The organism is Hylemonella gracilis str. Niagara R (genome assembly GCF_000600295.1).
GTDB lineage: Bacteria > Pseudomonadota > Gammaproteobacteria > Burkholderiales > Burkholderiaceae_C > Hylemonella > Hylemonella gracilis_A.
In genome coordinates this window covers 1,521,098-1,543,850 of the sequence record NZ_JEMG01000001.1, presented here as the reverse complement: position 1 = coordinate 1,543,850, position 22,753 = coordinate 1,521,098, and the positions used below count along the sequence as shown (strand labels likewise).

General features: G+C 64.3%; 23 protein-coding genes. 5 read left to right on the top strand and 18 right to left on the bottom strand.

Going from position 1 to position 22,753, the window contains the following annotated elements; all coding sequences use genetic code 11:
• Both AZ34_RS07125 and tolA read left to right on the top strand, forming a co-directional pair.
• Complete coding sequence (locus tag AZ34_RS07125) at window positions 1–435, top strand: ExbD/TolR family protein (RefSeq protein WP_035606435.1); 435 nt, start codon at window positions 1–3, stop codon at window positions 433–435.
• A 60-nt stretch (window positions 436–495) separates the two neighbouring features.
• Window positions 496–1,401, top strand: coding sequence for a cell envelope integrity protein TolA (gene tolA / locus AZ34_RS07120; RefSeq protein WP_331280900.1), 906 nt, complete (start codon window positions 496–498; stop codon window positions 1,399–1,401).
• Window positions 1,402–1,458: 57 nt separating this feature from the next.
• On the opposite strand, the gene AZ34_RS07115 is transcribed toward tolA, so the two are convergent.
• The 5 genes from AZ34_RS07115 to AZ34_RS07095 form a co-directional block, all read right to left on the bottom strand.
• A complete protein-coding gene (locus AZ34_RS07115) occupies window positions 1,459–2,181 on the bottom strand; it encodes an alpha/beta fold hydrolase (RefSeq protein ID WP_035606432.1) in 723 nt (240 codons plus the stop codon).
• A 118-nt stretch (window positions 2,182–2,299) separates the two neighbouring features.
• Window positions 2,300–4,708 carry a TIM-barrel domain-containing protein gene (locus AZ34_RS07110; protein ID WP_035606428.1) on the bottom strand — a complete coding sequence of 803 codons (2,409 nt, stop codon included), beginning with the start codon at window positions 4,706–4,708 and terminating at the stop codon, window positions 2,300–2,302.
• Window positions 4,709–4,831: 123 nt separating this feature from the next.
• Window positions 4,832–6,139, bottom strand: coding sequence for a TRAP transporter large permease (locus AZ34_RS07105; protein WP_035606426.1), 1,308 nt, complete (start codon window positions 6,137–6,139; stop codon window positions 4,832–4,834).
• A 15-nt stretch (window positions 6,140–6,154) separates the two neighbouring features.
• On the bottom strand, window positions 6,155–6,682 hold the full coding sequence (locus AZ34_RS07100; protein WP_035611118.1) for a TRAP transporter small permease: 528 nt from the start codon (window positions 6,680–6,682) through the stop codon (window positions 6,155–6,157).
• Between the two features lie 122 nt (window positions 6,683–6,804).
• On the bottom strand, window positions 6,805–7,773 hold the full coding sequence (locus tag AZ34_RS07095) for a TRAP transporter substrate-binding protein (RefSeq protein WP_035606423.1): 969 nt from the start codon (window positions 7,771–7,773) through the stop codon (window positions 6,805–6,807).
• A gap of 216 nt (window positions 7,774–7,989) precedes the next feature.
• On the opposite strand from AZ34_RS07095, the gene AZ34_RS07090 reads away from it, so the two are divergent.
• Complete coding sequence (locus AZ34_RS07090) at window positions 7,990–9,063, top strand: LacI family DNA-binding transcriptional regulator (RefSeq protein ID WP_035606420.1); 1,074 nt, start codon at window positions 7,990–7,992, stop codon at window positions 9,061–9,063.
• A 73-nt stretch (window positions 9,064–9,136) separates the two neighbouring features.
• Here AZ34_RS07090 and AZ34_RS07085 read toward each other — a convergent pair whose 3' ends face one another.
• The 13 genes from AZ34_RS07085 to AZ34_RS07030 all read right to left on the bottom strand — a co-directional run bounded on the left by AZ34_RS07085 (window position 9,137) and on the right by AZ34_RS07030 (window position 21,111).
• Entirely contained in the window at window positions 9,137–9,607 is a 471-nt protein-coding gene (locus tag AZ34_RS07085) for a DM13 domain-containing protein (protein ID WP_035606417.1), read from the bottom strand.
• Complete coding sequence (locus tag AZ34_RS07080; protein ID WP_035606414.1) at window positions 9,604–10,095, bottom strand: VOC family protein; 492 nt, start codon at window positions 10,093–10,095, stop codon at window positions 9,604–9,606. The genes AZ34_RS07085 and AZ34_RS07080 overlap by 4 nt, the downstream gene beginning before the upstream one ends.
• A gap of 40 nt (window positions 10,096–10,135) precedes the next feature.
• Window positions 10,136–10,570 carry a hypothetical protein gene (locus AZ34_RS07075; protein ID WP_155831741.1) on the bottom strand — a complete coding sequence of 145 codons (435 nt, stop codon included), beginning with the start codon at window positions 10,568–10,570 and terminating at the stop codon, window positions 10,136–10,138.
• An 85-nt stretch (window positions 10,571–10,655) separates the two neighbouring features.
• Window positions 10,656–11,075: a hypothetical protein gene (locus tag AZ34_RS07070; protein WP_035606408.1), complete on the bottom strand. Its 420-nt coding sequence runs from the start codon at window positions 11,073–11,075 to the stop codon at window positions 10,656–10,658.
• 106 nt (window positions 11,076–11,181) lie between these two features.
• On the bottom strand, window positions 11,182–11,493 hold the full coding sequence (locus tag AZ34_RS17940) for a DUF5076 domain-containing protein (RefSeq protein WP_081767115.1): 312 nt from the start codon (window positions 11,491–11,493) through the stop codon (window positions 11,182–11,184).
• 55 nt (window positions 11,494–11,548) lie between these two features.
• Window positions 11,549–11,890, bottom strand: a complete 342-nt coding sequence (locus AZ34_RS18250) for a hypothetical protein (RefSeq protein ID WP_035606405.1) — start codon at window positions 11,888–11,890, stop codon at window positions 11,549–11,551.
• Window positions 11,891–11,964: 74 nt separating this feature from the next.
• Complete coding sequence (locus tag AZ34_RS07060) at window positions 11,965–12,744, bottom strand: hypothetical protein (protein ID WP_035606402.1); 780 nt, start codon at window positions 12,742–12,744, stop codon at window positions 11,965–11,967.
• A 47-nt stretch (window positions 12,745–12,791) separates the two neighbouring features.
• Window positions 12,792–13,661 carry a hypothetical protein gene (locus AZ34_RS17565; protein ID WP_155831740.1) on the bottom strand — a complete coding sequence of 290 codons (870 nt, stop codon included), beginning with the start codon at window positions 13,659–13,661 and terminating at the stop codon, window positions 12,792–12,794.
• Window positions 13,662–13,760: 99 nt separating this feature from the next.
• Entirely contained in the window at window positions 13,761–14,786 is a 1,026-nt protein-coding gene (locus AZ34_RS07050; RefSeq protein ID WP_035606399.1) for an aldo/keto reductase, read from the bottom strand.
• Window positions 14,787–15,124: 338 nt separating this feature from the next.
• The gene (locus tag AZ34_RS07045; RefSeq protein ID WP_035606396.1) at window positions 15,125–17,941 is read right to left on the bottom strand and encodes an ATP-binding protein; all 2,817 of its coding nucleotides are present in this window, start codon (window positions 17,939–17,941) and stop codon (window positions 15,125–15,127) included.
• The gene (locus tag AZ34_RS07040; protein WP_035606393.1) at window positions 17,941–18,660 is read right to left on the bottom strand and encodes a hypothetical protein; all 720 of its coding nucleotides are present in this window, start codon (window positions 18,658–18,660) and stop codon (window positions 17,941–17,943) included. Before AZ34_RS07040 ends, AZ34_RS07045 begins: the two co-directional genes overlap by 1 nt.
• Complete coding sequence (locus AZ34_RS07035) at window positions 18,657–20,195, bottom strand: hypothetical protein (protein ID WP_035606390.1); 1,539 nt, start codon at window positions 20,193–20,195, stop codon at window positions 18,657–18,659. The genes AZ34_RS07040 and AZ34_RS07035 overlap by 4 nt, the downstream gene beginning before the upstream one ends.
• Window positions 20,196–20,256: 61 nt before the next feature.
• On the bottom strand, window positions 20,257–21,111 hold the full coding sequence (locus tag AZ34_RS07030) for an SDR family oxidoreductase (RefSeq protein WP_035606387.1): 855 nt from the start codon (window positions 21,109–21,111) through the stop codon (window positions 20,257–20,259).
• Window positions 21,112–21,195: 84 nt separating this feature from the next.
• Between AZ34_RS07030 and AZ34_RS07025 the strand changes: the two genes are divergently transcribed.
• Complete coding sequence (locus AZ34_RS07025; protein ID WP_035606384.1) at window positions 21,196–21,567, top strand: winged helix-turn-helix transcriptional regulator; 372 nt, start codon at window positions 21,196–21,198, stop codon at window positions 21,565–21,567.
• Window positions 21,568–21,678: 111 nt separating this feature from the next.
• Window positions 21,679–22,752 (top strand): alkene reductase, encoded by a 1,074-nt coding sequence (locus AZ34_RS07020; protein WP_035606381.1) that lies wholly within the window; start codon window positions 21,679–21,681, stop codon window positions 22,750–22,752.
• Window position 22,753: the final 1 nt, after the last annotated feature.

Here is a 22,753-nt window from a genome sequence, read left to right as displayed (position 1 = left end):
ATGCCCGGCGTAGCCCACCGCGGACGCGGACGACGCACCATCAATGAAATCAACATGGTGCCCTTCATCGACGTGATGCTGGTGCTGCTCATCATCTTCATGGTGACGGCCCCGCTGATCACGCCCAGCGTGGTCGCCCTGCCCAGCGTGAGCAGGGCCGCGCCTTCGCCCACCCAGGTCATCGAGGTCATCGTCAACAAGGACGAAACCTTGCGCCTGCGCATCCGGGACGACACGCGCACCGTGCGGCTGGACGAGCTGGCCGCGAATGTGCTGAGCGCGCAAGGCCAGGTCCAGGGTACGGAGAGCGGCAACAGCGCCGTCGTCATCAGCGCCGACAAGAACGTGAAGTACGAGGCCGTGGTCAAGGTCATGGACACCTTGCAACGCGCCGGCGTGCAGCGCGTGGGCCTCTCGGTGCAAACCGCCCGCTGAGGCGGTGTTTTTCTGCCCGCCCCGCCCCCTTTTAACCATCCCCTCGCATCCCGACCCAGCGTGAACGCCCCCTCCGCCTTCCAAGCCAGCGCCTTGCCTCCCACTGCCCGCCCCGGCGACGGTAGCCCGCGTCCGCGCGGCATCGACAAACGCGCCCTGGCCCTGGCCCTGCTGGTCCACGTCCTGCTCGTGGCCGCGCTGACCTGGGGTGTGGGTTGGAAACGCGACACCTCGCTGGCCGTGGAAGCGGAGCTTTGGGCCGCGGTGCCGCAGGAAATGGCGCCCGTGGCACAACCTGCACCGCCCGACCCCCCACCGCCCACGCCGCCGGAGCCAAAACCCGAGCCCACGCCCGCACCGGTGGAACCGCCACCCCCGCCCCCCCCGAGCGCGCAGGCTCAGGCACAGCGGGAGGCCGAGATCAACCTGGAGCGTGAACGCGAAGAGCAGGCCCGCAAGGCCGAGGTCGAACGCAAGGCACGCTTGGAGCGCGAGCAGAAGCAGCGCGAACAGAAGGAACGCGAACGCAAGCTGGCGGAGGAAAAACGCCGCAAGGAAGAAGCCGAACGCCGCGAGCGCGAGGCCACCGAGCTGCGTGAGCAACTGCGCCAGGAGAACATCCGCCGCATGGCCGGCCTGGCAGAAGCCACGCCCCAGCCCAATGCGGCGGGCCAGGCCACGCGCACGGCGGGGCCCTCGGCCAACTACGCCGGCCGCATCCGCGCGCGCATCAAGCCCAATATTGTCTTCCCCGACAACCTGAGCGACCCCAACATCAGCGCGGAAGTGAAAGTCACCACCGCGCCCGACGGCGCCGTGACCAGCCGCACGCTCACCAAGAGCAGCGGTAACCGGCTGTGGGACGAGGCCGTGCTGCGCGCCATCGACAAGACGGCCATCCTGCCCAAGGACACCGATGGCAAGGTGCCACCTGAGTTCATCTTTAGTTTCAGGCCCAGGGACTGAGCGCCTCGCTGACATTGCGCCGCTCAGGCACGAGGCATTGGGGTCAGGGCGGTGGACCTAGATCTTCAGCCACTGCGCGAACGCCCGGTTCACCGCCTCCGGCTGCTCCAGGGTGGTCATGTGCCCACTGTGCTCAACGAGCACCAGCTTCGCGCCCGTGATCGCGGCGGCCATGGCCTCGTGCTGGGCCGGGCCGCTCCAGGCATCTTCGCGGCCCGTCAATACCAGCGTGGGGCATTGAATCTTCGGCAGCAGGGGCGTGGCGTCCAGGCGGTTGAGCAGCGCATTGATCTGCGCGGCGTACTGCGCCGCGCTGCCCCGGTCGAACATGTCCAGCACCTCCTCGAACAAGGGCGAACCGATGCGGTCCGGGTGCACCATGCCCTTGGCCCATTCCCGCGCCATCGCACGCATGCCCTGCTCGCGTGCGATCTTCAGCAAGGCCAAACGGCCCGCCTTCTCCTTCTCGCCGGCCTCACCCGCTGCCAGCGGATGCGTACCCGTGTCCAGCAAGGCCAGGTGGGTCACGCGCTGTGGGGCCAGGCGCATCACCTCCAGCGCCACGCGGCCGCCCATGGAATGGCCGGCCAGGGCGAACCGCTCGGTCGGCGCCTCGGCCAGGGCCTGCTCGGCCATGGCGGTCAATGAATCACGCAGGCCCCAGGCGGGCACCACGCAGTTCACTTGCTTCTTGAGCGCGGCCACTTGCGGCGCCCAGACTGCGGCGTCGCAGTTCAGGCCGGGCAGGAGCATCAGGGTGGGCAGGGAGGAAGGCGTCATGCGTGTCTCTCGTCGGGATGTTCTGGATGCAAGCCCATCACTCAGTAGGCTGAGCGCAGTTTAGCCGGGCGACCTGCAAGAACTCGCACCCAATGTCACGCCCAGCCTCAGACCCAACTCAACCCAGGCGCACAAGCACTTCACGCCATTGCACGCCAGCCTGGTCAGCGATGATCTGACCCGAGGGCGTTGTGACGCGGCGCACATCGCGGGCCGGCAACAGCAGGGTGATCTCGTCCGCCTGCGGAGGGCAGGCACCCGCGGCCTTTACCTCCACCTGCAAGGCGTGTGCATCCGCGCGGATCTCGACCTGCCACTCGCCATGCTGCCCTTCGTGCACGGCGGCGCTTGCACCGTCGTCTTCAAAGCAGTCATAACGCAGCTGACCGCCCTCGGGGGCGACAAAGAGCGCGAAGCCGCGCTGGTCCGCTGCTTGCGCGAAATGCTGTTCGGCCAGGTTCAGCGGCAGGATGCTGCCTTCGCGCACCAGCAGCGGCGGGCGGTCCCAGGGCGCAGGCAAGACGATGGTTTGCCCGCCCTCGTGGCGGTCCCCACTCCAGTAATCCACCCAGCAAGCGCCCTTGGGCAGATAGACCTCGCGGTCGCGCTGGCCGGGCTCGACCACGGAAGCCACCAAGAGCTGGGCGCCGAGCAGCATGTCGTCGTTCTCCTCGAAGCACCGCGGGTCCTGCGGAAAATCGTGGAGCGTGGGGCGGATCATCGGCTCGTAGTGGCGGTGCGAGCGCCACAACAAGTCGTACAGGTAAGGCATCAGTCGGTAGCGCAGACGGATGAGTTCGCGGATCTGCGGCGTGATCTGCGGGTACATCCAGGGCTCGTTGACCGTCTTGTCGTCGTTCCAGGAGTGGATGGAGAAACGCGGCAGGAAGATGCCGTGCTGCACCCAGCGCAGAAAGAGTTCAGGCTCCGGCGCGGGGCCCGCGAAACCGCCGATGTCATGGCCGGTGTTGGACACCCCGCTGAGCGCCAGGCCCATGGCCATCTTGATGTTGTAGCGCAGGGTCTCCCAGGAGGTGTAGTTGTCACCCGACCAGGTCTGCACATAACGCTGCATGCCCGCGGCCCCCGAGCGCGAAATCAGGAAAGGCCGTTGGCCAGGCGCATGCGCGCGCTGCGCCTCGAACGAGGCCTTGATCATCAGCAGGGTTTGCAGCGGGCGGGCCTGGGTGGCGGGCCACGGGCTGCCAAAGCCGTGGGCCAGCGGCTTGTCGCTCCAGATCTCGAACTCGTTGTTGTCGTTCCAGGTAGAGGCGATGCCGTAGTCCAGCAATGCGTCGGTCACGCGCGCTTGCCACCAGGCGTAGGTGGCCGGGTTGGTGAAATCGAGGTAGGCGCCGGTTTCGTCCCAGAACTGCACCTGGGCCGGTGTGCCATCGGGTTCGCGCACAAAGAGGCCGGCCGCCTCGGCCTCGGCATAACGCGGGTGATCGCGCAGCAGGCAGGGTTTGATGTTGGCGCAGAGCTTCACGCCGTGCTGGAGGTAGTGTTCGACAAAGGCTTTCGGATCGGGAAACTTGTCGCGGTTCCAGTTGAAGACGTAGCGCTTGTCGCCGATCGAGGTGTAGCCAGACGAAAGGTGGAAGGAGTCGCACAGGATGTCGTGCTGGCTGCAGCCATCGAGGAACTCGTTCATGCGCTCCTGGGCATTGGGCGCGTCGGTGTAGGTCATGGTGGAGCCGGAATAGCCCAGGCCCCACTTCGGCGAGAACACCGGACGGCCGGTCAGCCAGGTGTAGCGCCGGGTCACGTCGGCGGGCACGGCGCCCGCGATGAAGTAGAGATCCAGGTCGCCATGCTCGGCCACGAAGTAGCGGTAGTGGCCGTGGTAGTTGTCCAGCTCCCGCCCCATGTCGAAGCGGCATTCCGACAGCGTGTCGTAGAACAGACCAAAGGCCACGCCCGGTTTTTTCTTCCAGGTGATGTAGAACGGGATGTGCTTGTAGAGCGGATCGCTCGTGCGGGCGTTGTAGCCCATGGGGTCCACATTGCACATGCGGTAGCTCTGACCCATGCGGTTCGATTCGCCCGCGCGCTCGCCCAGGCCAAAATACATCTCGTCGGGCTCGCGTTGGAGGTAGTGATAGACCTTGTTGTCCCACCAGCCAAAGTTGTAGGCCTGGGTGGGGCGGTCACTGGCCACGGGGCACCAACGGCCCTCGACCCGCGTCTCCCAGTCGCAATGCAAGCCGCTCAAACGGATGCGCAGGCGGATGCTCGCCGTCGTCAGTTGCAGTACCCCTGGCTCATCCTGGTCCAGCGCGAACTTCGGCAACGAAAAGCCTGAAACGTCAAAACGATCCCGCCCCTCGCGCGGCACGTCATCGGCGCCCGGCGCAATCGCCCAGGTGCGGGGAAAACGCAGCGCGCCGTCCGGCAGCACCATCACGCGCACGATGTCGTCTTCCAGCACGAAGACATGGGCCTGGTGCCCCTCCTTGCTTTGCAGATGCAGGTGATGACCGTCCACGCGGCTGAGCGCGAAAACAGGGGGATTCGACACGGACATTTCTCATACTCCAGACAACACCGGGCCCACCGGGCCAGGCTCTGGCGCGGTCAGCCCTGGGCCCGTCACACGACGGGACCCTGGGGGAAAACAACAGAATCGGCTTGAGCGGCGGCGGCGGGGTCAACCGGTCTTACCAAGCAGCACACTCGGCAGCCAGGTCGACAAGGCGGGGATGAAGGTCACCAACAACAAGCCGACGGCCTGCAGCGCGAACAAGGGCATCAAGGGTCGCGTCATTTGCGCCAGCGTCACCTGGGCCACACGCGATGACACAAACAAAGTGCTGCCTACGGGCGGCGTGGTGATGCCGATGCAGAGGTTGTAAACAATGATGATGCCGAAGTGCACGGGCGAGATGCCCAAGGCCATGGCGGCGGGCAAGAAGATGGGGGTGAAGATCAGCAGCGCCGGGGTGATGTCCAGGAAGGTTCCGATCAACAGCAACAGACCGTTGAACAGCAGCATCAACACATAGGGGTTGCTGGAAAATTCAATGATGGCGTCCGACAGCATGCGCGCGGCGCCGCTGGAAGCCAGCAGCCAGGCCATGGTCATGGAAACACCGACCATCAGCATCACGATGGCCGAGCCCACGGCCGCATCCAGGGTGCTCTTGATCAGCGCACGGTTGTCCAGCGTCCTGTAAAAAAAGCGCCCGAGGATGAAGGTGTAGAGCGCCGCGATTCCTGCGGCCTCCGTGGCGGTGAAGACACCACCCACAATGCCGCCCATCACGATCACGATCAGCAGCAGGGCCGGAATGGCCCGCAAGGAGATCTGCAGCGATTCTTTCGGGGTGTAGCGGTACACCTCTTTTGGGAACTCACCCCGCGCGGCCTTCACGGCGATCCAGACCATGGCCATGGCTACCATCAGGATGCCGGGGATGTAACCCGCCACGAACAGCACATCGACCGGCGTGCCGCCCGAGATCAGCGAATACACAATCAGCGCCCCCGAGGGCGGGATTAACAAACCCGCCGGTGAGCTGATGGCGTTCACCGCGGCGCAGAAAGGCATGTTGTAGCCCGCCGCGCGCTGTTGCGGCGTCAGCGTGGAACCCACAGCCGCCGCGCTGGCCACCGCCGAGCCTGAAATCGAACCGAACAAGGCATTGGCCACACAGGAGATGTGGGCCAGCGAGCCCGGCAGGCGCCCGACCACCACCCGCGCGAAGTCAATCAGGCGCAAGGCGATGCCGCCGGTGTTCATGATGTTGCCCGCGAGGATGAACAGGGGAATCGCCACAAGCGTGAAGCTGTCCAGGCTCGAGGTCATGCGCTGGGCGGACACCACGAGGGCCTGGGTGGCATCGGGAAGAAAGGCAAACAGTGCGACCAGCGTGGACACACCGATCGCGAAGCTCACGGGGACGCCCCAGAGCAGCAGGATCGTGAAGACGATCGTCAAGATGATGATTGCAGTCATGACTAGCTCGGAGATTCAATCCGCCAAATGCGCAGCGGTCGCGGCGGCGTCCGCGTTCTGCGGCTGCAATTGATCCGGAGCCAGCAGGATGAGGATTTGGTAGTACACGATGAGGGCACCCGAGATCGGAATGCAGAGATAGACATAGCCCATGGGCCACTCCAAAGTCGCGGTGAGCTGCTCGAACTCCAGCGCGCGCAGCACCAGCAAGCCCCCGCCGTAGCACATCACCGAGGCCGCGAACGCCAGCACGATCAAGGCCACCGAACGCACATGCCACCTCAAACGGGCGCCGCTCAGGCTGTCGGGCAGCATGGTGTAAGCCATGTGTTCAATCTTGCCGGCGGCATAAGCCGCCCCCAGCAGGCTCAACCAGATCATCGCGTAGCGCGAGACTTCTTCGGTGAAGATGGCAGGGTCTCCAAGCACGTAGCGCGTGAACACCTGGATGATCACGCAAGCAAACAGGACGGAAAAAAGCAGCACCAGCAGGACTTCCAGCCCCCGGTCCAGCACGCGCTTCAAGGCAAACAGCAGATTCATGGTCATTTCGTCTCACGCTTGGAACGTGACGATGCCGGATCGCCTGCAAGGGGCGCAGGCCAGCATGCGTCACGAAAAAAGAAGGCGGCGGAGCGCGCTCACGCGCTCGCCGCCCGCGCGGCTTACTTCACAGCCGCGATGCGGTCGAGCAGGCTGGCAATCGCCGCGTTCTGGCGCTCGGCATCCATCATGGGTTTGACCTTGGCCACGAAGGCGTCCTTGGACGGACGGCTGAACTTCACGCCCAGCGCCTCGGCCTTCACCCGCTCGGCCTTCTCGGCCTCGCCCCACAACTGCTTCTGCAGTTCGAAGGATTCGAGCGCCGCCTTCTTCATCGCGGCCTGCTGCGGCTGGCTCAGCTTGCCCCAGCTCATGGTGGAGATCACCAGCACGTCGGGCACCATCTGGTGTTCCGTTTCCGAATAAAACTTGGACACCTCGCCATGGCGGCCGATGGTCAGCGCAGTGACGTTGTTTTCCGCGCCGTCGATCACCCCGGTCTGCAGCCCGGTGTAGACCTCGCCGTAGGCCATGGGCGTGGGCGTGGCACCCAGCGCCTTGATCATGGCGATGGTGGTCGGGCTTTGCTGCACGCGGATCTTCAGACCGCGCAGGTCGTCGGGCGTGTTGATCGGGCGCTTGGTGTAGAAGCTGCGGGAACCCGAGTCGTAATAGGTCAACCCGATGAAGCCGCGGTTACGCGACGACGCCAGAAGCTCCTCACCCACAGGGCTCGCCAGGGTCTTGTAGAAGTGGTCCTTGTCGCGGAACACAAAGGGCAGGTTGAACACCTTGTAAGCGGAGGCGAATGTTTCCAGCGGCGAGGCGCTGGCCTTGGTGATTTGCAAGATGCCGTTCTGCACCTGCTCCAGCATCTCGCGCTCGGAACCGAGCACACCGTTGGCGAACACCGAGATTTCGACTTCGCCCTTGCTGTATTGCTTGGTCAGTTCAGCGAACCGCACCATCGCTTTGTGCACCGGATGGTCTTCCGGCTGGTTGTGGCCCAGGCGCATTTTCTCGACCGCTTGGGCGTTGAGGCCGAGGGCCAGCAACAGGCCCGCGACGAGGGTGGCGTAACGTGCTTTCATTCCTTGTCTCCTTTGAATGGCGGAAAAGGCGCCCCGGGGATCGCTCCCGGGGCGCCTGTCATGTTGACCATTTCGTTATACGAATCCCGGTGCAAACGATCAACGAAGTTTTCTGCAAAAAATTTCAGAGACAAGCCAGTTCATGAGTAAAACCAAGCAAAACCGTGACTATCATTCATGAAAATATTTTCATGAATTGGACTAAGGGTTTTCCTGATGGCCGCTCGTTTGAAGATCCGGGAGATCGCCTCGTTGACCGGCGTCTCCGTCAGCACCGTCTCGCGCGTGCTGGCGGGCAAGGCCAACACCAGCCCGGAAGTCCGCCAAAAAGTCCTGGCCTGCGCCCGACAGCAAGGTGTGCTCGAGAACCTGTCGTCCAGCCCGCCCCTGTTTCACCAGCTCACCGTGTTCGCCCCGGCACGCGCCTTCGACGTGCGCACCGACATTTTTTATTACAAGGTAATCCAAGGGCTGCGCGAAGCGGTGCGCAACCAGGATGTGCGCATCAGCTATTGCAGCCTGGAAGAGGAAGACAACGACGTGGCGGCCTTCCTCCAACGCATTGGAGAGCCCGCGTGTGAAGCCGCCGTCCTCATCGGCATCGATGACCCGCTGATCCACGAGGTGGCGGCGGACGTGGGCAAACCCTGCGTGCTGATCAACTGCGCCGACCGCAAGATGCGACTCGACAGTGTGTCGCCCAACCACCAGCAGATTGGCGAGTTTTCCGCCAACGTGCTGATCGAGCACGGGCACCGCGACATCCTGGTGCTGATGTGCCTGCGCCGCGTGACCATGGAGCGGCGCCTGGCCGGCATACGCGAGGCCTTTGCGCAGCACCACATCGCCTTTGACCAGAGCCAGCGCCTGGTGGCCACCTCCGGCTTCGGCGCGAGCGAAGCACACGAGGCTATCCTCACCGCCTTCGCCCAGCAGCCGCGCGACGCGCTGCCCAGCGCCATCCTGGTCGGCGGTGACTTCCTGGCCACCGGCGCCCACGCCGCGTTGCGTGAGCTGGGGCTGAACGTGCCCGGCGACATCTCCCTGCTGAGCATGGACGGCTTCAACCCGGGTGAGTTCCATGACGAACCGCTGGCCACCGTCCAGGTGCCCCGCGACGAACTGGGGGAAGAAGCCTTGCGCCTGCTGCAACTGCGCATCAGCAACCCCGCCCTGCCCTTACGCGACGTGCTGCTCAGCGGACGCCTAGTGCTGCGCGCATCACTGAAACGCATCGGCAACCGCAAGCAGGCCGCCGCCGTCAGCACCCGCAGCAACAGCCTGTACTGAACAGCCTGTGCTGAACGGTCTGTACTGATGGGCCCGCGCGCTGGTGCAGGCGCGCATGCGTATGCGCGTGCGCCTACTGGTAGCTCGCCGCCGTGATGAACTGCGAGAAGGTCTCGCACCAGACGATGACGGCCTTGTACCGGCCGACGTCCACCGTCGCGGGCACGGGCACCACGAAGTTCTCGAAGGTGCGCACGTCCCCGACTTGTTGCATCTGCTGCTTCAGGCGCAGGAAATCCGCCTCGGTCTCGACGAACTCGGGCGAGAGGTAGAGCTTGTAATCCGGCCCCGGCGCCAGCCGGCCCAGCAGCACGATGCGCTCGCGCCCCACCGACACCGCCCCTTCCCCCCAATGCAGCATGTCGCTGTCCTTCAGGTCGCGGCGAAACTGGCCTTGAAACGCCGCAGGATGCGCGGCCATGGCTGCCTGCTCGTTCGTCGGCGCGGGGGGCGCTACGAGAATGGGCAGCACATAGATGCCCAGGGCAAAACCGAACACCAGCACCACCCCGTGCGAGACCAGCAGCAGCAGGAACTTTTTCATGCCCCACCCCGCACCGCCGCCTCGATGGCGGCCACGTCGATCTTCTTCATCGTCATCATGGCCTGGAAGGCCCGGTGTGCGGCGGCACGGTCCGAGCTGGTGTAGGCCCGGGTCAACGCGACCGGCGTGATCTGCCAGGAAATGCCCCAGCGGTCCTTGCACCAGCCACAGGCGCTCTCCTGCCCGCCATTGCCCACGATCGCGTTCCAGTAGCGGTCCGTCTCGGCCTGGTCCTCCGTGGCCACCTGGAAGGAAAACGCCTCGCTGGGCTGGAACGCCGGCCCGCCGTTCAGCCCCAGGCAGGGAATGCCGAGCACCGTGAACTCCACCGTCAGCACGTCCCCCTGCTGACCCGAGGGAAAGTCCCCAGGCGCGCGGTGCACCGCGCCGACGGACGAACCGGGGAAAGTCTGGGCGTAGAAGCGCGCTGCTGCCTCCGCATCGCGGTCGTACCAGAGGCAGAGGGTGTTTTTGGGAATATGCGACATGGCGGCACTCCTTCTGACAAGTCAGTGCAGGGATTAAGGGTTAGCCGCCTGCAGTAAAGAGATTTTGTACATCGCCATCGAACTTGAATTCGGTGGCAACCCAGCCTTTCTCGGTGCGATAGAAAACGAGCACCCATCGCAGCGGAGCCTTCTCGTGCCGAGCTAGGAATATCAGCCGCTGAAGGCTATTGCCCACTTTTTCCGTTCGCACGTATTCGTAGCCGATTGGTTTCCCAAATCTTTGAATCATCTGAGACACCTGGCTCCCATACTGTGCCTCAAAGACATCAAACTCACTGGACGGAATAACCGTTAGAGGACGCAGATCCTTCCAGGCACGGGCGGGATTGCCCGCAGTGACATTCGCGACGACTGACTCAGCCGTCTTCCGAATATCGGATTCAGCCAAAAACTTGGTCTGCGCAAAAGCGACTTGATGTACACACAAAACTGCAAGCAAAAAATAATGTTTCATTGATGTACTTTCGATGGAAGCGGAGAAAGAATCCTCTTGATTGAAGGTTTAAGTCTCGCTGCCGTGGAGCGCGTTTTCCTCCGATTCATAGCGATACGGCAGCCGCATACACCAAACCGAGAGTGGCGATGAGTGAGAGCCACGCGCCCGCGATGTTGGCGAAGAAGACGATGTTTTCGGGAAATGTCTTACCGCGAGTCAGGCCCCTGTGCCCCGTGATGGCGGCCAGCGGCATCGACACGCAGAAAAAGTATGACGAGGCGATGAGACTGCCAGCGATCAACCACGAAACGGTTGCAGGCACAGAGAACGACGACAGCTGCGCAGCCACCGAGAACATCAGGATGGCCGCGATTGGAAGACTCTGATGAGCGATGCGCCAAGAGTTGACGATATGAGCGGGAGCACCACGGTTGATCGCCTTCCCATAGGGTGCGCCCAGCAGCAGCCCAAAGAGCAGCACGAGCGTGCCGTGGAAGACAAGATGTTTGGCGGAATCGATCATAGCGAGCGTAATTTGCGAGGTTTAACGTGAAAGCGAGCGGGCGCCGAAGGCAGTCTGCTCGAATGGCAGGTTTAACCCCAAGGCGCGCTGCGAGGACGATGCAAGATTAAGCGTGACCCACATGAAATTCACCGACGGCGCTCGATGTTGGAAAGTCTAGTTCTGACTGAATCGCAGTAAAGACTGCGGTTACTGTTTCGTCTGCTGGCGTACCGCGCTCTACAGCGACAGCATTGCCGATGTGCCTTACGAGATCGGCCAAAAGAATCCCCCAAGCCTTGGCCTCGGTGTGCCCTGCGGATTCAAAGAATCCAATGTTCAACGTGCAGTGCAGCCCTCGTTCGGCGATCCACGCGCTAAGCATTTGCACCGAATTCTGGTCACGCTGCGCCGCCTGGGGAATGGTTAGAGGTTTCATAGCGGGGTGCTGCCTCCGATAGGGTCTCTTGCGGTTTAACGTGGAAGTGAGGGTCTCACCCAAAGTCGATCTTGTTTCGAATTACCGCACGACCTTCTTCTGTCCCAGCGTTGTCCCAGGCGTCAAAAAGGTCGAAACAGAACAGGCGTTCGTTGATGGTCATACCCAAGAGCCCGGAAATGCACTCGTCTCGAAAGGCTGTCCAGAGTCTGTAGACCGTCTTGTGTTCCTCGTCGCTCGCAATCCAGGAGTTTCCAATGTACCGCTCCACAGATTGATGCAGCTCGTCTGCGGTACGGCCATCGGTTCGCCACCCTTCAAGCAATTCAATGAGTCGACGAACCGTTGGATCGGGCGAAATTTCTCGAAGCGCGGGGATGAGTTCGCCGAGAGTCATCTGGAGCAAACGGGGCAGATAGGCGTCACTAGGTGAAAGGGGAATTACTAAACCAGGAAACCCACAGACGCTAGCTACTTCTTCCGACTTTTGCGATTGGTCGGTTGTGACCGCTGTCTCGATACACCCAATGGCTTCCCCCCAGAATTCCCCAGCGAAATTTGACCTGATTTATATAAAGCTTGCACCAACGGCTGTGCAACCTTTGGGTTGGCAATAACGGCACGAAAGATCTCCGCCTCGTCCATCGAATCGCCGGCTTGCTGCTTTAAGATCAAATTCATAATCTCTGGTGCCTCAAGAATGTTCATGAATGCCTGCATCTCAGGCTCCACCGGGTCCTCACGCCTATAGTCGGGGAAGGAGTAGTTTGTGAGCTTGGCAAACTCTTGGAAGTGATTGTCTGGGCGCGTTGGGTCGCGATCAAAATGATCAAAGTAAGTTACCAATTGGGCTGACAGTTGCTTAAGTCCAGTCGTTGTGTTCTCGTATTCAACGTACCTAAGATGCGCTATGTCGAATGGGACGCGCGGTCCTTCCTTGTCACGGATGATCACGGTGCCTGTACGGCATGCATGCCTCAAGCCAAGTTCATAGAATACATTTGGATTCGGATAAGTTACATCAGCGACAACATAGTCTGAGTGCATGATTCGGGAAATGATGTCTGTGGTTATGGTTCCAGGTAAAGAGACATCGTCCGCACGCACAACATCAAGCCCAGGCCGAGCCTTAAGAATGGCCTCTTTGATTAGATCGTCATACTTCGTCCTAAGCTCGACTGCGGAAACCACACCACCAGAAGTATTCTGCTCACCAATAGCCATCACGACGAAGCATGTCTTAGCCGCCATTTTCTTTTTCCTTTGGTATGAAAATTACATGCAGGTACGAAGACGTGTCACGGAAGGAGAACCTTCTCCCAGCGAATACCAAGAATCTTTGCACGCTCAACCAACTCACTTGAAATGTCATTCTCGGTAACAAGGATCGCTTGGACATCGATATCAAAAGGAGCGTGCTCAGCCTTTTTTACCTCGCGGTACTTGACGCACTGATAGATTCCACGTTTGTGGTCTGCATCGTTGGAGCGACGAGATTTCACCTCGACAACGTGGAAAGAAGTCCCACTGCTGAACAGCACGTCAATCTCGTCGCCCGATAGAAGTTGCGCCTCCGTTTTAGCATTCTGAGGATTGGTCTTTATGCCAATCTTCTTGGGATTATCTGAAACCCACTCTTTGAGACGCTTGTGCTCAGGACTCTCGGCCTCACCTCCAAAGCCGCCCCTACTTGTGTAGTCGTGCTCTCGCCCGGGAACACTTGGCAATAGTTGCTGCCCAACAACCCCATACAAGTGCTCGGCAATGTCATTCCAGCGTTGATAAGAAAAAATCTTTCCGCGCTCACGCAGAACAATCTCGCGCTTCCGTTCAATTGGTACAGAATCCCAATCAAGCAGTTCATTGTTTCGGTAACGAGTAGCCAAGTAGCCCGACACTCCCTCGCTCGGAATGCCGTTAGGTCTGGCGATCATTACATTCAGGAGCGGAGCATTTGGATCAACCTCGAGAATGGCATCCATCATTGCACCAGCAACCGTCCCGATTTGAACAGTAAAAATCGAAGGTATGTTAAGTTGCTGCTCAAGCTCTTTCTTGATTTCACCATAGGTGACGAACGGCTCACCACTCTTAACAGCTCGAAGGAGCATTGCCATTGCGATAGGGGCGCCACGAGTGCGGAGATCTTCAAGGGTATACGACGACATGCGCTGCATTTCCACTGGGATTTGATGACTGATCGAGTATGGTTTCTAAAACTGAACATTCAATTGAAGTAAGTACCAATTGGACGCAGTGACTTCCAATCAAAAAACCTCGGTATCCACCTCGCGATTGCCCTGCTCGTTGTAGCGGCTGCCCACGACGGTCTTCTGGTTGATCAGGTCTTCCAGCCGTGCAACCAAGTCGGCGCTCAGCTTCACCTGGGCGGCGCCCAGGTTGTCCAGCGTGTGGCTCAGGCTGGTCGTGCCAAAGAGCGGAATGATTCGCTCTGATTTTTGTAGCAACCAGGCCAGCGCAAGTTGGGCAGGCGTGCAACCGGCTTCACGCGCCAGGGCCTGGTAGGCCGGCAACAGCTTTTCGTTGGCCGCGTAGTTCTCGGCCGTGAAGCGGGGCATGCTGCGGCGGATGTCCTTGGCGTCGAAGGCGGCGACTTCCGCGCCAGCGATCTTGCCGCTCAGAAAGCCCCGGCCCAGCGGGCTGAAGGCGACGAAGCTCACGCCCAGTTCCCGGCAGGCGTCGAGCACGGCGATTTCGGGGTTGCGCGTCCACAGCGAGTACTCGGTCTGCAGCGCGGCGATGGGAAACACGGCGTGGGCCTTGCGCAGCGTGGTCGCGGACACTTCGGACAAGCCCAGGCTGCGCACGTGGCCGCGCTCGACCAGGCGTGACATCTCACCCACGCTGTCCTCGATGGGCACGCTCTTGTCCCAGCGGTGCAGGTAGTAGAGGTCGATCACGTCCATGCCCAGGCGGCGCAGACTGTCCTCGCAATTGCGGCGCAGGGTTTCGGGGCGGCCGTCGATCACACGGCGCGTCACGCCGTCTTCGCCCGTCACCCCGGCCATGCCGCCCTTGCTGGCGAGCACGAATTCATGGCGGCGCGACTTCAGCGCCCGGCCCACCAGGCGCTCGCTCTCGCCAAAGCCGTAAAGCGCCGCCGTGTCGAAATGCGTGAAACCCGCGTCCAGCGCTTCCTGCAGCAGGCGCACTGCTGCCTCGGGCGACGGTGAGGCGCCGTAGGCATGGCAGATGTTCATGCAGCCGAAGGCGAGCGCGGAGACTTGGAAGGGGCCGAGTTGGCGTTGCGGGAGTGTTGTGGGGTGGCTCATGGTCTGCTCCTGAGAATCAAATGGTGTACGTCAATTGCTGCGCCTGCTTGGTCCTTCTCGGCATGCGCGCACAGGCGAGCGAGACCCTGGAGACCCTCCTCATGAGATCGCTGCGCGATCAGAAATCGTCGGGTTCCCCAGGGCCTCGCCCACCTGTGCGGAGGGTCGGCGTGCAAAAAAACATTGTGCGCACGCCAACCATGCTGCGCGCGGCGAGGTGGGGCGGAGGGCCGCGCCGCCGATTTCTGATCGCGCAGCGATCTCATGAGGCGGACGGCCCTCCGCCCCGCCTCGCCGCATCGCCCGGATATCGGCATGCCCACGTGAACCCTCGGAAACTACGCAGCGGCCCGCCGTTGCAAAACGCCGATCGGCGGCGCCCAGCGCGCGCCCGCCGGTTTCTTGGAGGTGACAAGGGTGATGTCGGCCGGCTCGAACACTTCCACGTTGTGCGTGATGGGCGTGGTCAGCACGTACTGGGCGCGGGTGGACTTGAGGAAATGGCCGACCAGCTGGATGTTGCGCACGTCCAGGTGGGCGAAGGGTTCGTCGATGAAGACGAAACCACCCGCGCTGTTTTCCTCGTCCTTGAGCAGGCCCACCAGCAGGATCAGCGACTTGATGACCTGCTGCCCGCCCGAGGCTTCGCCGTCGTTCAGGCCGATCTGGCCCTTGCCGTCGAAGTTGAAGCTCACCTTCAGCTCGGCCTGGCGCAGCACCGTGTCGTCGTTGTCCAGATGGGGCAGGTCGGCGTTGACTTCCACGCCCGCAAGCTGGCCCAGATCCACGATGTTTCTACGGTAACGGCGCACGGTGGCGCGCAGCACGTCGATGTAGCGCTCGCGCGCGTTGCCCACGGCCACGCTGGCGGCTTCGTTGCTGGCGCGGCGCTGGTCCAGCTCGTGCTGCTGGGCGGCGACGGTGGCGCGCATCAGCACCACCTTGTCTTCCACCGTGGCGTCGGTTTCCCACTGGCCTTGTTCCAGTTCGCGCTCGATGCTGTCCAGGCGCAGGCGGGCTTGGGTCGCGTTCTTGAAGCGCAGTCGCAGATCGGCCAGGGCCTCGGTGGCGATCCAGCGTGCCGGGAAGCGGCGGCGGGCCGCGCGTGACGACGCTGCGCGTTCGTGCAGCGTGTCGTGACGCTCGCGCCATTCACGCTCGTACTTCTCGGCTGCGCGCTCGCTGTCGCTCAGGCGGTTCTGCGTGTCGCGGTACAGGCCTTGCGCGTTCATCTGCTCGCGCAGGGCGGCGGCATGCTGCATGTCCAGCGTCTGCCAGCGCTGCGCGGCCTGCACGCGGGCCTGCTTGAGCGCGGGCAGTTGCTCGCGGGCTTGGGCGAATTCCTCGCTGCGGCGCGCCAGTTCCTCGGCGGCGCGGTGGCCCTTGCTCGCTTCCTTGGCGGCGTCCAGCTGGCGCTGGGTGTCGGTCTGGCGCTGGGCGGTCTGCGTGAGTTGCGCGTCCAGCTGCGCCAGCCGTGCCTCGATGGAGGCACGCCGCGCGGTCAGCGCCGCGGCGCCGAACTGGTGCTGCGACGGGTCCACCCAGACGCTGCGCCCACCGCGCGCGTCGCGCCAATAGGCCTCGGGCGTGATCCATTCGGGGCCCGCACCCAGCTTCAGGCCCTCGGCCGTGCTGTCCACGCGACGGATCTGCGCCAGCTGCTTGAGCAGCCAGGCCGGCACGCTGGCCGAGAAGCGCAGCACGGCCAGCAGGCTGTGCGCATCGGGCTTTACCGGCGCGGCCTCGGCTCGGGCGACGAGGTAGTGGCGGTAACGCTCACGCTCGGCCAAGGCCAGGGCACGGGCTTCGTCCTGCGCCTGGTCCAGCACCACCACCCAGCGCGCGCCACGCAGCACGCCTTCGGCGGCGGCGCGCCAGTGTTCGTCGGTGATTTCGATCACGTCGGCCAGCACATGGTGTGCGATGCCTTCGCCGCGCAGCACACGCAGAAAGCGCTGCACCTCGGGCGGGGGCGGCGCCACGCGCTGGCCTTCCAGGGCGTCCAGCGCGTCCTGGGCCTTGGCGCGGTCGGCCTTGGCCTGCTGCCAGTCGGCGGCCAGCGCGGCTTTGTCTGCTTCCAGGCCCGCCAGGCGCTGCGCGAGTTGCGCGGCATCGCCTTCAACGGCGGCGAGTTCTTGCAGCTCCTGCGCTTGCTTGAGCACAAGCTCCACCGGCTTCTCGGCGGCGCGGGCCTCGTCCAGCGTGGCCTGCGCTTCGTCGCGCTGGGTCTTGAGCAGGCCCACCTGCTGTTCGGCGCTCTGCTGCGCCTGCAAGGCTTCCAACAGGCGACGCTTGTAGTCGGCGCGCTGGCGGGCCTCGCCAGCCTGGTGCAGGCGCTGGCGGTGCAGCTCGCGCAGCTTGCCCGCCAGTTCTTGACGTTCCTCGGACCAAGCCAGCACGGGGATGATTTCGGTGGCGAGCTGTTCACGCTCGCGCAGCTTGGCCTGGTGCTGGCGGTACAGGTTGGCACGCGCCTCCAGCTGGGCCAGCTGAGCCTGGCCGTGTGTGAGTTCACGCTGCGCGGCCTCGACCTCCTCGCTCAGTTGGCGCTGGTGCTGGCGCGCTTCTTCGTAGCGGTCCAGCACTTCCTGGTCGCCAAACACGTCGAAGACCAGGCGCAGCAGTTCCTTGGGCGAGTACTCGCAGAGGCGGTCGGTCTGGCCCTGCTCCAGCGCCAGCACGCGGGCGATGGCGCGCGACAGGCCGGCGCCTTCCAGGCGCTTCTTCCAGTGCTCGATGCCCAGCCATTCCTTCTCGGGTTTCTCGGCCAGTTGCTCGATGGCCACATCGCCCTCGACCATGGCGTAACGGCGCTGCCAGTCGCCGCCATTGCGCTCAATGCGGCACACCAGCGTGACCTGGTCGGTGTACAGCAGGTTGCGCGCGAAGGGGCGGCTGGCGGCCTGGCGGTTGCGCGGCTGGTTGTCCACCGTGGCGCGCAGCCAGGCGGTGTCGGCCTTGGCGTGGCGCGCGTAGGTCTTGTAGCTGCGTCCGCCCGAGCATTCCAGGCCGAGCAAGGTGCGCATGGCATCGAGCAGCGTGGTCTTGCCCGAGCCATTGGGCCCGGCCACGGTGATGATCGCGCCGTCCAGCGGCAGGGTGAGGCGCTGGCAGTAGTCCCAGTGCAGCAGTTCGAGGCTTTGCAGGTGAAACATCAGTCCTGGGCCTCCGGGTGATCAGGGGAATGCGGGGGCGTGGGCGGAGGTGTGGGCGATGCCGACGTGTCGGGCGCGGCCGCCTTGGCGCGCGCCAGCACCTCGCCCACCACGCCGTCCAGCACACGCGGCGCCAGGGTGTCGTAGTCCAGCAGCAGGTCGAGCAGCGGGCCTTCGGCGATGTCGTCGCCCTTGCGCGTGATGAAGCCCTGAGCCTCCAGGCGCTTGAGGTTGGTGTCCAGCCGCAGCTTGCGGCCCAGCTGTTCGCCGAAGTCGGCCAGCAAGGCCTTGTAGGAAATCACGGGGCTGACTTGCGCGGCCGTGGGCAGGGGCTTGTCGGCGCGGAACATCTCGTTCTGGCCATCGTCCTCGCTGCCCGCACGGGCGGCCTGGCGCTCGCGCTTGGGCAACACGATCAGCGCCCACAGCACCACCAGCAAGGACACGGCGTCGCGCGGCAAGTCCACATTGTTGTTGGCGTTCAAGCCCGCTTCACCGAAGACGGCGCTCTGCGCCTCGCGCCGCAAGGCCACGGCCACGTGGTCGGCATGCAGGTTGTCCACCAGGCTCAGGCCCACCTGGGCCAGGCGGTCCTGCACGGCTTGCCACAGCTCGGCGTCGATCAGGGCGCGCTTGACCAGGGGATGCTGGCGCGGCAGCCAGCGCCGGGCCAGCAGCTGCGCCGCCAGCACGGCGGCATCGTCCAGGGGAACGGTCATGGGGTGGAGGATTCGTCGGGGCCGGTTGCGGGGAACTGCGTATTTTCGGGGTAAAGCTGTCCCTCGCTCAAGGTGGCGACCGGGCCGCCTTCCTGCGCGGACAGGGTGCGCGTTTGCGGGCTCAGGGCCACGCGCCAGGGCGAACGCGCAAAGTCGCCGGTCTGGCCCTTGAGCGTGCGGGCCTGCACGTCGCCCAGCAGCGGCAGCAGTTGCATGCGGTAGGCGGCCTGGGCGTAACGGCCTGTGCCGGCGGTGCCGCCCGTGTGTGCGTCATCGTTGGGCTGGCCGGTGCCAGCATCGGATGCTTCCCCCAGCACCGCTTCCTGCAGGTCGTGCGGCCGGGCGGTTTCGTTCCAGACCGCCAGCTTGTGGATGAAGTCGTCCAGTTCGGTGGGCATGCGCAGGGTTTCCATGGTGCCGGGTTGCGCGGCGACGGCGGGCGGCAGGCCCTGGGGCCGGTCGGGGTCGGGCCGGTCGCGCTCGAACTCGGCCTCGGTCACGTCCAGCAGGTCGTGCGGACTGACGAAGACCGGGCGCACGGTGCTGGCCAGCGCGTCTTCGAGCAACTGGCCGAAGGCCGGGCCGTGCTGCTGCAACTGCGCCTGCAGCCAGGCCCGCACGTCCGAACTGGTCACGCCCGTGCTACCGAGGGTGACGCGCTGGCGGTCGGCCTGCTGCAGCGCACGCGTGAACTGGCTGGCCATGGTGAGCAAGCGGGCCTGGGCCTGGCCCAAGGCGCGGGCTTCGCGCTCCAGGCGAGCGTCGGCCACGTCATCCGCCGCCACACCAGACTCACGGGTCGCGCCCGGCGTGCGTGCGTCACCACGAATCAGGGCCGTCAGCGCCTCGCCCGCGCGAGCGACCAGGGCCAGCGCACGTTCGAAACGCGGGGCGGCCGCGCGCAGGCGGGCTTCGGAGCCGCTGGTGATGGCCTCGGCGAATTCATCGTGCAAGCGGGTGAGCTGTGCATGCAGGTGACGCAACTGACTGGCATCGGCCAGACCCAAGGCCTGGGCACCGGCCACCTGGGCCAGCAGCGCGGCCATTTCCTCGTCGTCCGCGTCGCCCGAGCGCGTCAGCGGCGCCAACAAGCCTTGCACCTGCTGGGCCAGCGGCGAGAGGCGGTAGTCCTGGCTGCCGGAGTCCCAGACCAGCAGGCCCAGCTCGCGCAAGCGGCGCAGGGCCGTGTCCAGCGCCTCGGGCTTGAGCACGTGGAAGAGCTGTTGGATGTCCTCACGCTGCAGCCGGCCCTGGGGCTGGCTGGCCAGCTCCATGAAGCACCACAGGCGCAGGCGAGCGGCCGCCTGCGACCCGCCCAGCAGGCCGCGCACTGCGTCGATCAGCGGCTGGCGCTGGGTCAGGGCCCAGGCCAGGGGTGCCTGTTGCGCCAGCTCCGGCTCGCGGAAAAAGGACTCAAAGGAGGATTCCGGTTCCGGCGCGCCCTCCTCGGCCTCGGAGGGAGGCAGCTGCGGCAAAACGGCGGACGGCGGGGCCAGAGGCGCGGGATCGGAAAGGATTCTGTCTTCTGCTTGCATCTGGCCCGCGATTAGGCCATAGATGGCGGCCCCTTCCTGGGGAAGCGGCCCGCCCTGCCCCTCAACCTTGCAATGCGGCCTTCAGGCTGTCGGCCAGCGGCGTGGTCGGGCGACCAATCAGGCGGCTGAGCGCGCGGCCCTCGTCGAACAAGGCGCCCTTGGAGGCCCCCACATCGGATTCGGCCAGCATGGCCGCCACGAAATCCGGCAGCCCGATCTGCACCAGGGCCTTGGCGTACTCGGCTTCGGGCAGGTCCTGGTAGACCACGGGTTTGCCGGAAAGACGCGCGATTTCGGCGGCGTAGTCGGCCAGGGTGTAGGCGGTGTCGCCAGCCAGTTCATACACCCGGCCAGCCTGACCTTCCTGGGTCAGCACGGCCACGGCGGCGGCGGCGTAGTCGGCCCGCGCGGCGAAGGAATAACGACCCGTGCCCGCGCTGCCCTGCACGGCGCCATGCTGCACGGCGGCCGGGGCGCTGGCCGTGTAGTTCTCGGTGTACCAGCCGTTGCGCAGCAGCACGTGCGGCAGGCCGGAGGCACGCAGCAGCGCTTCGGTCTCGCGGTGCTCGCGCGCCAAGCCCAGGGGCGAGCTGTCGGCACGCAGGATGCTGGTGTAGGCCACCAGCTTCACGCCGGCCTGGCGCGCGGCGTCGATGACGTTGCGGTGCTGAGCCGTGCGCTGGCCGACCTCGCTGGAGGAAATCAGCAGCAGCTTGTCCACGCCCTTGAGGGCCTGGGTCAAGGCGGCGGGCTGGGTGTAGTCGGCTTGCCGAACTTGCACGCCACGCGCCGCCCAGGCGGCGGCCTTGGATGGGTCGCGCACGAGGGCGACGATGGACGAGGCGGGCTGGCTGGCCAGCAGGCCTTCAACGACGAGGCGGCCCAGTTGGCCGGAAGCACCAGTGACGGCGATCATGTTCAAGCTCCTTGTGCGAGTGATGGAAGGCCTGGATAATAGGCACCAAGCGAACTTTTAGTAAGTACGCACAAAAAGGTAAGTATGAAAACCGGCACCTCCCCCAAGACCCGGCGCGGCGACCTCTTCGCCGCCGCCTGTCCCTCGCGCCAGATCCTCAATCACGTCACGGGCCGCTGGGGCAGCCTGGTGCTGGTGGCCCTGTTGGATGGCACGCAGCGCTTCAGCGAGCTGCGCCGGCGCATCGACGGCGTGAGCGAGCGCATGCTGGCCCAGGCCCTGCAGGACCTCGAATCGGACGGTTTCGTCAGCCGCCATGCCCACCCGGTGATGCCACCCCGCGTGGACTACAGCCTTACGCCCATGGGCTACGAAATTGGCCTGCACGTGCGCGAGCTGGCCGACTGGGTGGAAGGCAACCTGCCGCGCATCCAGCGCCATCGGGCGGCGGCCTGAGAGGCCGCTGCTTGAAATCCCCGAACCTGCCCTCAGCTGCACCCGATTGCCGGCCGGGCAGCCGGCCCGATCCAATCCATCAACCCACCGAGAAGTTCAAGAAAGACCACCATGCTGTTTGATGCCTATTCCAGCCGTTCCCTCCAGCTCAAGAACCGCCTGGTCATGTCGCCCATGACGCGCAGCCGCGCCAGCGAGGGCAACACGCCCAACGCGCTGATGGCGGAGTACTACGGTCAACGCGCCAGCGCGGGGCTGATCATCACCGAGGGCACCTCGCCCTCGCCCAATGGCCTGGGCTACACACGCATTCCCGGTCTCTACAACGCCGCGCAGGTGGCGGGTTGGAAACAGGTCACCGATGCGGTGCATGCCAAGGGCGGCAAGATCTTCGTGCAGCTCATGCACACCGGCCGCGTCGGCGCCGCGGCCAACCTGCCGGCGGGCGCCGAAGTGCTCGGCCCGACCGACGCGCTGCTGCCGGGCGAGATCTACACCGACGCCAAGGGCATGCAGCCCCACACCCAGCCGCGCGCCATGACGCAAGCTGACATCGACCATGCCATCGCCGAATACGTCAACGCCGCCAAGCTCGCGGTGGAGGCGGGTTTTGATGGCATCGAACTGCATGGCGCCAACGGTTACCTGATCGAGCAGTTCCTCAACGCCAACGTCAACCAGCGCAACGACGCCTACGGCGGCAGCGCCGAGAAGCGCAACCGCTTCGCGCTGGACATCGCCCGCGGCTGCGTGGCCGCCATCGGCGCGGACAAGGTTGGCATCCGCCTCTCACCCCACGGCGTGTTCAATGGCACCGGCCACTATCCGGAACAGGATGCGCAATACCTCGCGCTGGTGCGTGAAATCTCGGCGCTCAAGCTCGCCTACCTGCATGTGCTGGACCACTCGGCCATGGGCACGCCCCCCGTGCCCGCGGACCTGAAGGCCAAGCTGCGGGCCGCCTTCGACGGCACCTTCATCATCGCCGGGGGTTTTGATGCGGCCAGCGGCGAACAGGCGCTCAAGGACGGCGTGGGCGACCTGATCGGTTATGGCCGCCCCTTCATCTCCAACCCGGATCTGGTGGCACGCTACCAGCGTGGCGCGGCGCTCAACGCGCCGGACGCAAGCACCTTCTACACACCGGGCGCAAAGGGCTACACGGACTATCCGACGCTGGCCTGAC

What these genes read in the sequence shown, in the direction of transcription:
- AZ34_RS07125 (WP_035606435.1), top strand. Translation starts at nt 1, where the DNA reads ATGCCCGGCGTAGCCCACCGCGGACGCGGACGACGCACCATCAATGAA.
- AZ34_RS07115 (WP_035606432.1), bottom strand. Translation starts at nt 2,181, where the DNA reads ATGACGCCTTCCTCCCTGCCCACCCTGATGCTCCTGCCCGGCCTGAAC.
- AZ34_RS07110 (WP_035606428.1), bottom strand. Translation starts at nt 4,708, where the DNA reads ATGTCCGTGTCGAATCCCCCTGTTTTCGCGCTCAGCCGCGTGGACGGT.
- AZ34_RS07105 (WP_035606426.1), bottom strand. Translation starts at nt 6,139, where the DNA reads ATGACTGCAATCATCATCTTGACGATCGTCTTCACGATCCTGCTGCTC.
- AZ34_RS07100 (WP_035611118.1), bottom strand. Translation starts at nt 6,682, where the DNA reads ATGAATCTGCTGTTTGCCTTGAAGCGCGTGCTGGACCGGGGGCTGGAA.
- AZ34_RS07095 (WP_035606423.1), bottom strand. Translation starts at nt 7,773, where the DNA reads ATGAAAGCACGTTACGCCACCCTCGTCGCGGGCCTGTTGCTGGCCCTC.
- AZ34_RS07090 (WP_035606420.1), top strand. Translation starts at nt 7,990, where the DNA reads ATGGCCGCTCGTTTGAAGATCCGGGAGATCGCCTCGTTGACCGGCGTC.
- AZ34_RS07085 (WP_035606417.1), bottom strand. Translation starts at nt 9,607, where the DNA reads ATGAAAAAGTTCCTGCTGCTGCTGGTCTCGCACGGGGTGGTGCTGGTG.
- AZ34_RS07080 (WP_035606414.1), bottom strand. Translation starts at nt 10,095, where the DNA reads ATGTCGCATATTCCCAAAAACACCCTCTGCCTCTGGTACGACCGCGAT.
- AZ34_RS07075 (WP_155831741.1), bottom strand. Translation starts at nt 10,570, where the DNA reads ATGAAACATTATTTTTTGCTTGCAGTTTTGTGTGTACATCAAGTCGCT.
- AZ34_RS07070 (WP_035606408.1), bottom strand. Translation starts at nt 11,075, where the DNA reads ATGATCGATTCCGCCAAACATCTTGTCTTCCACGGCACGCTCGTGCTG.
- AZ34_RS17940 (WP_081767115.1), bottom strand. Translation starts at nt 11,493, where the DNA reads ATGAAACCTCTAACCATTCCCCAGGCGGCGCAGCGTGACCAGAATTCG.
- AZ34_RS18250 (WP_035606405.1), bottom strand. Translation starts at nt 11,890, where the DNA reads ATGACTCTCGGCGAACTCATCCCCGCGCTTCGAGAAATTTCGCCCGAT.
- AZ34_RS07060 (WP_035606402.1), bottom strand. Translation starts at nt 12,744, where the DNA reads ATGGCGGCTAAGACATGCTTCGTCGTGATGGCTATTGGTGAGCAGAAT.
- AZ34_RS17565 (WP_155831740.1), bottom strand. Translation starts at nt 13,661, where the DNA reads ATGTCGTCGTATACCCTTGAAGATCTCCGCACTCGTGGCGCCCCTATC.
- AZ34_RS07050 (WP_035606399.1), bottom strand. Translation starts at nt 14,786, where the DNA reads ATGAGCCACCCCACAACACTCCCGCAACGCCAACTCGGCCCCTTCCAA.
- AZ34_RS07045 (WP_035606396.1), bottom strand. Translation starts at nt 17,941, where the DNA reads ATGTTTCACCTGCAAAGCCTCGAACTGCTGCACTGGGACTACTGCCAG.
- AZ34_RS07040 (WP_035606393.1), bottom strand. Translation starts at nt 18,660, where the DNA reads ATGACCGTTCCCCTGGACGATGCCGCCGTGCTGGCGGCGCAGCTGCTG.
- AZ34_RS07035 (WP_035606390.1), bottom strand. Translation starts at nt 20,195, where the DNA reads ATGCAAGCAGAAGACAGAATCCTTTCCGATCCCGCGCCTCTGGCCCCG.
- AZ34_RS07030 (WP_035606387.1), bottom strand. Translation starts at nt 21,111, where the DNA reads ATGATCGCCGTCACTGGTGCTTCCGGCCAACTGGGCCGCCTCGTCGTT.
- AZ34_RS07025 (WP_035606384.1), top strand. Translation starts at nt 21,196, where the DNA reads ATGAAAACCGGCACCTCCCCCAAGACCCGGCGCGGCGACCTCTTCGCC.
- AZ34_RS07020 (WP_035606381.1), top strand. Translation starts at nt 21,679, where the DNA reads ATGCTGTTTGATGCCTATTCCAGCCGTTCCCTCCAGCTCAAGAACCGC.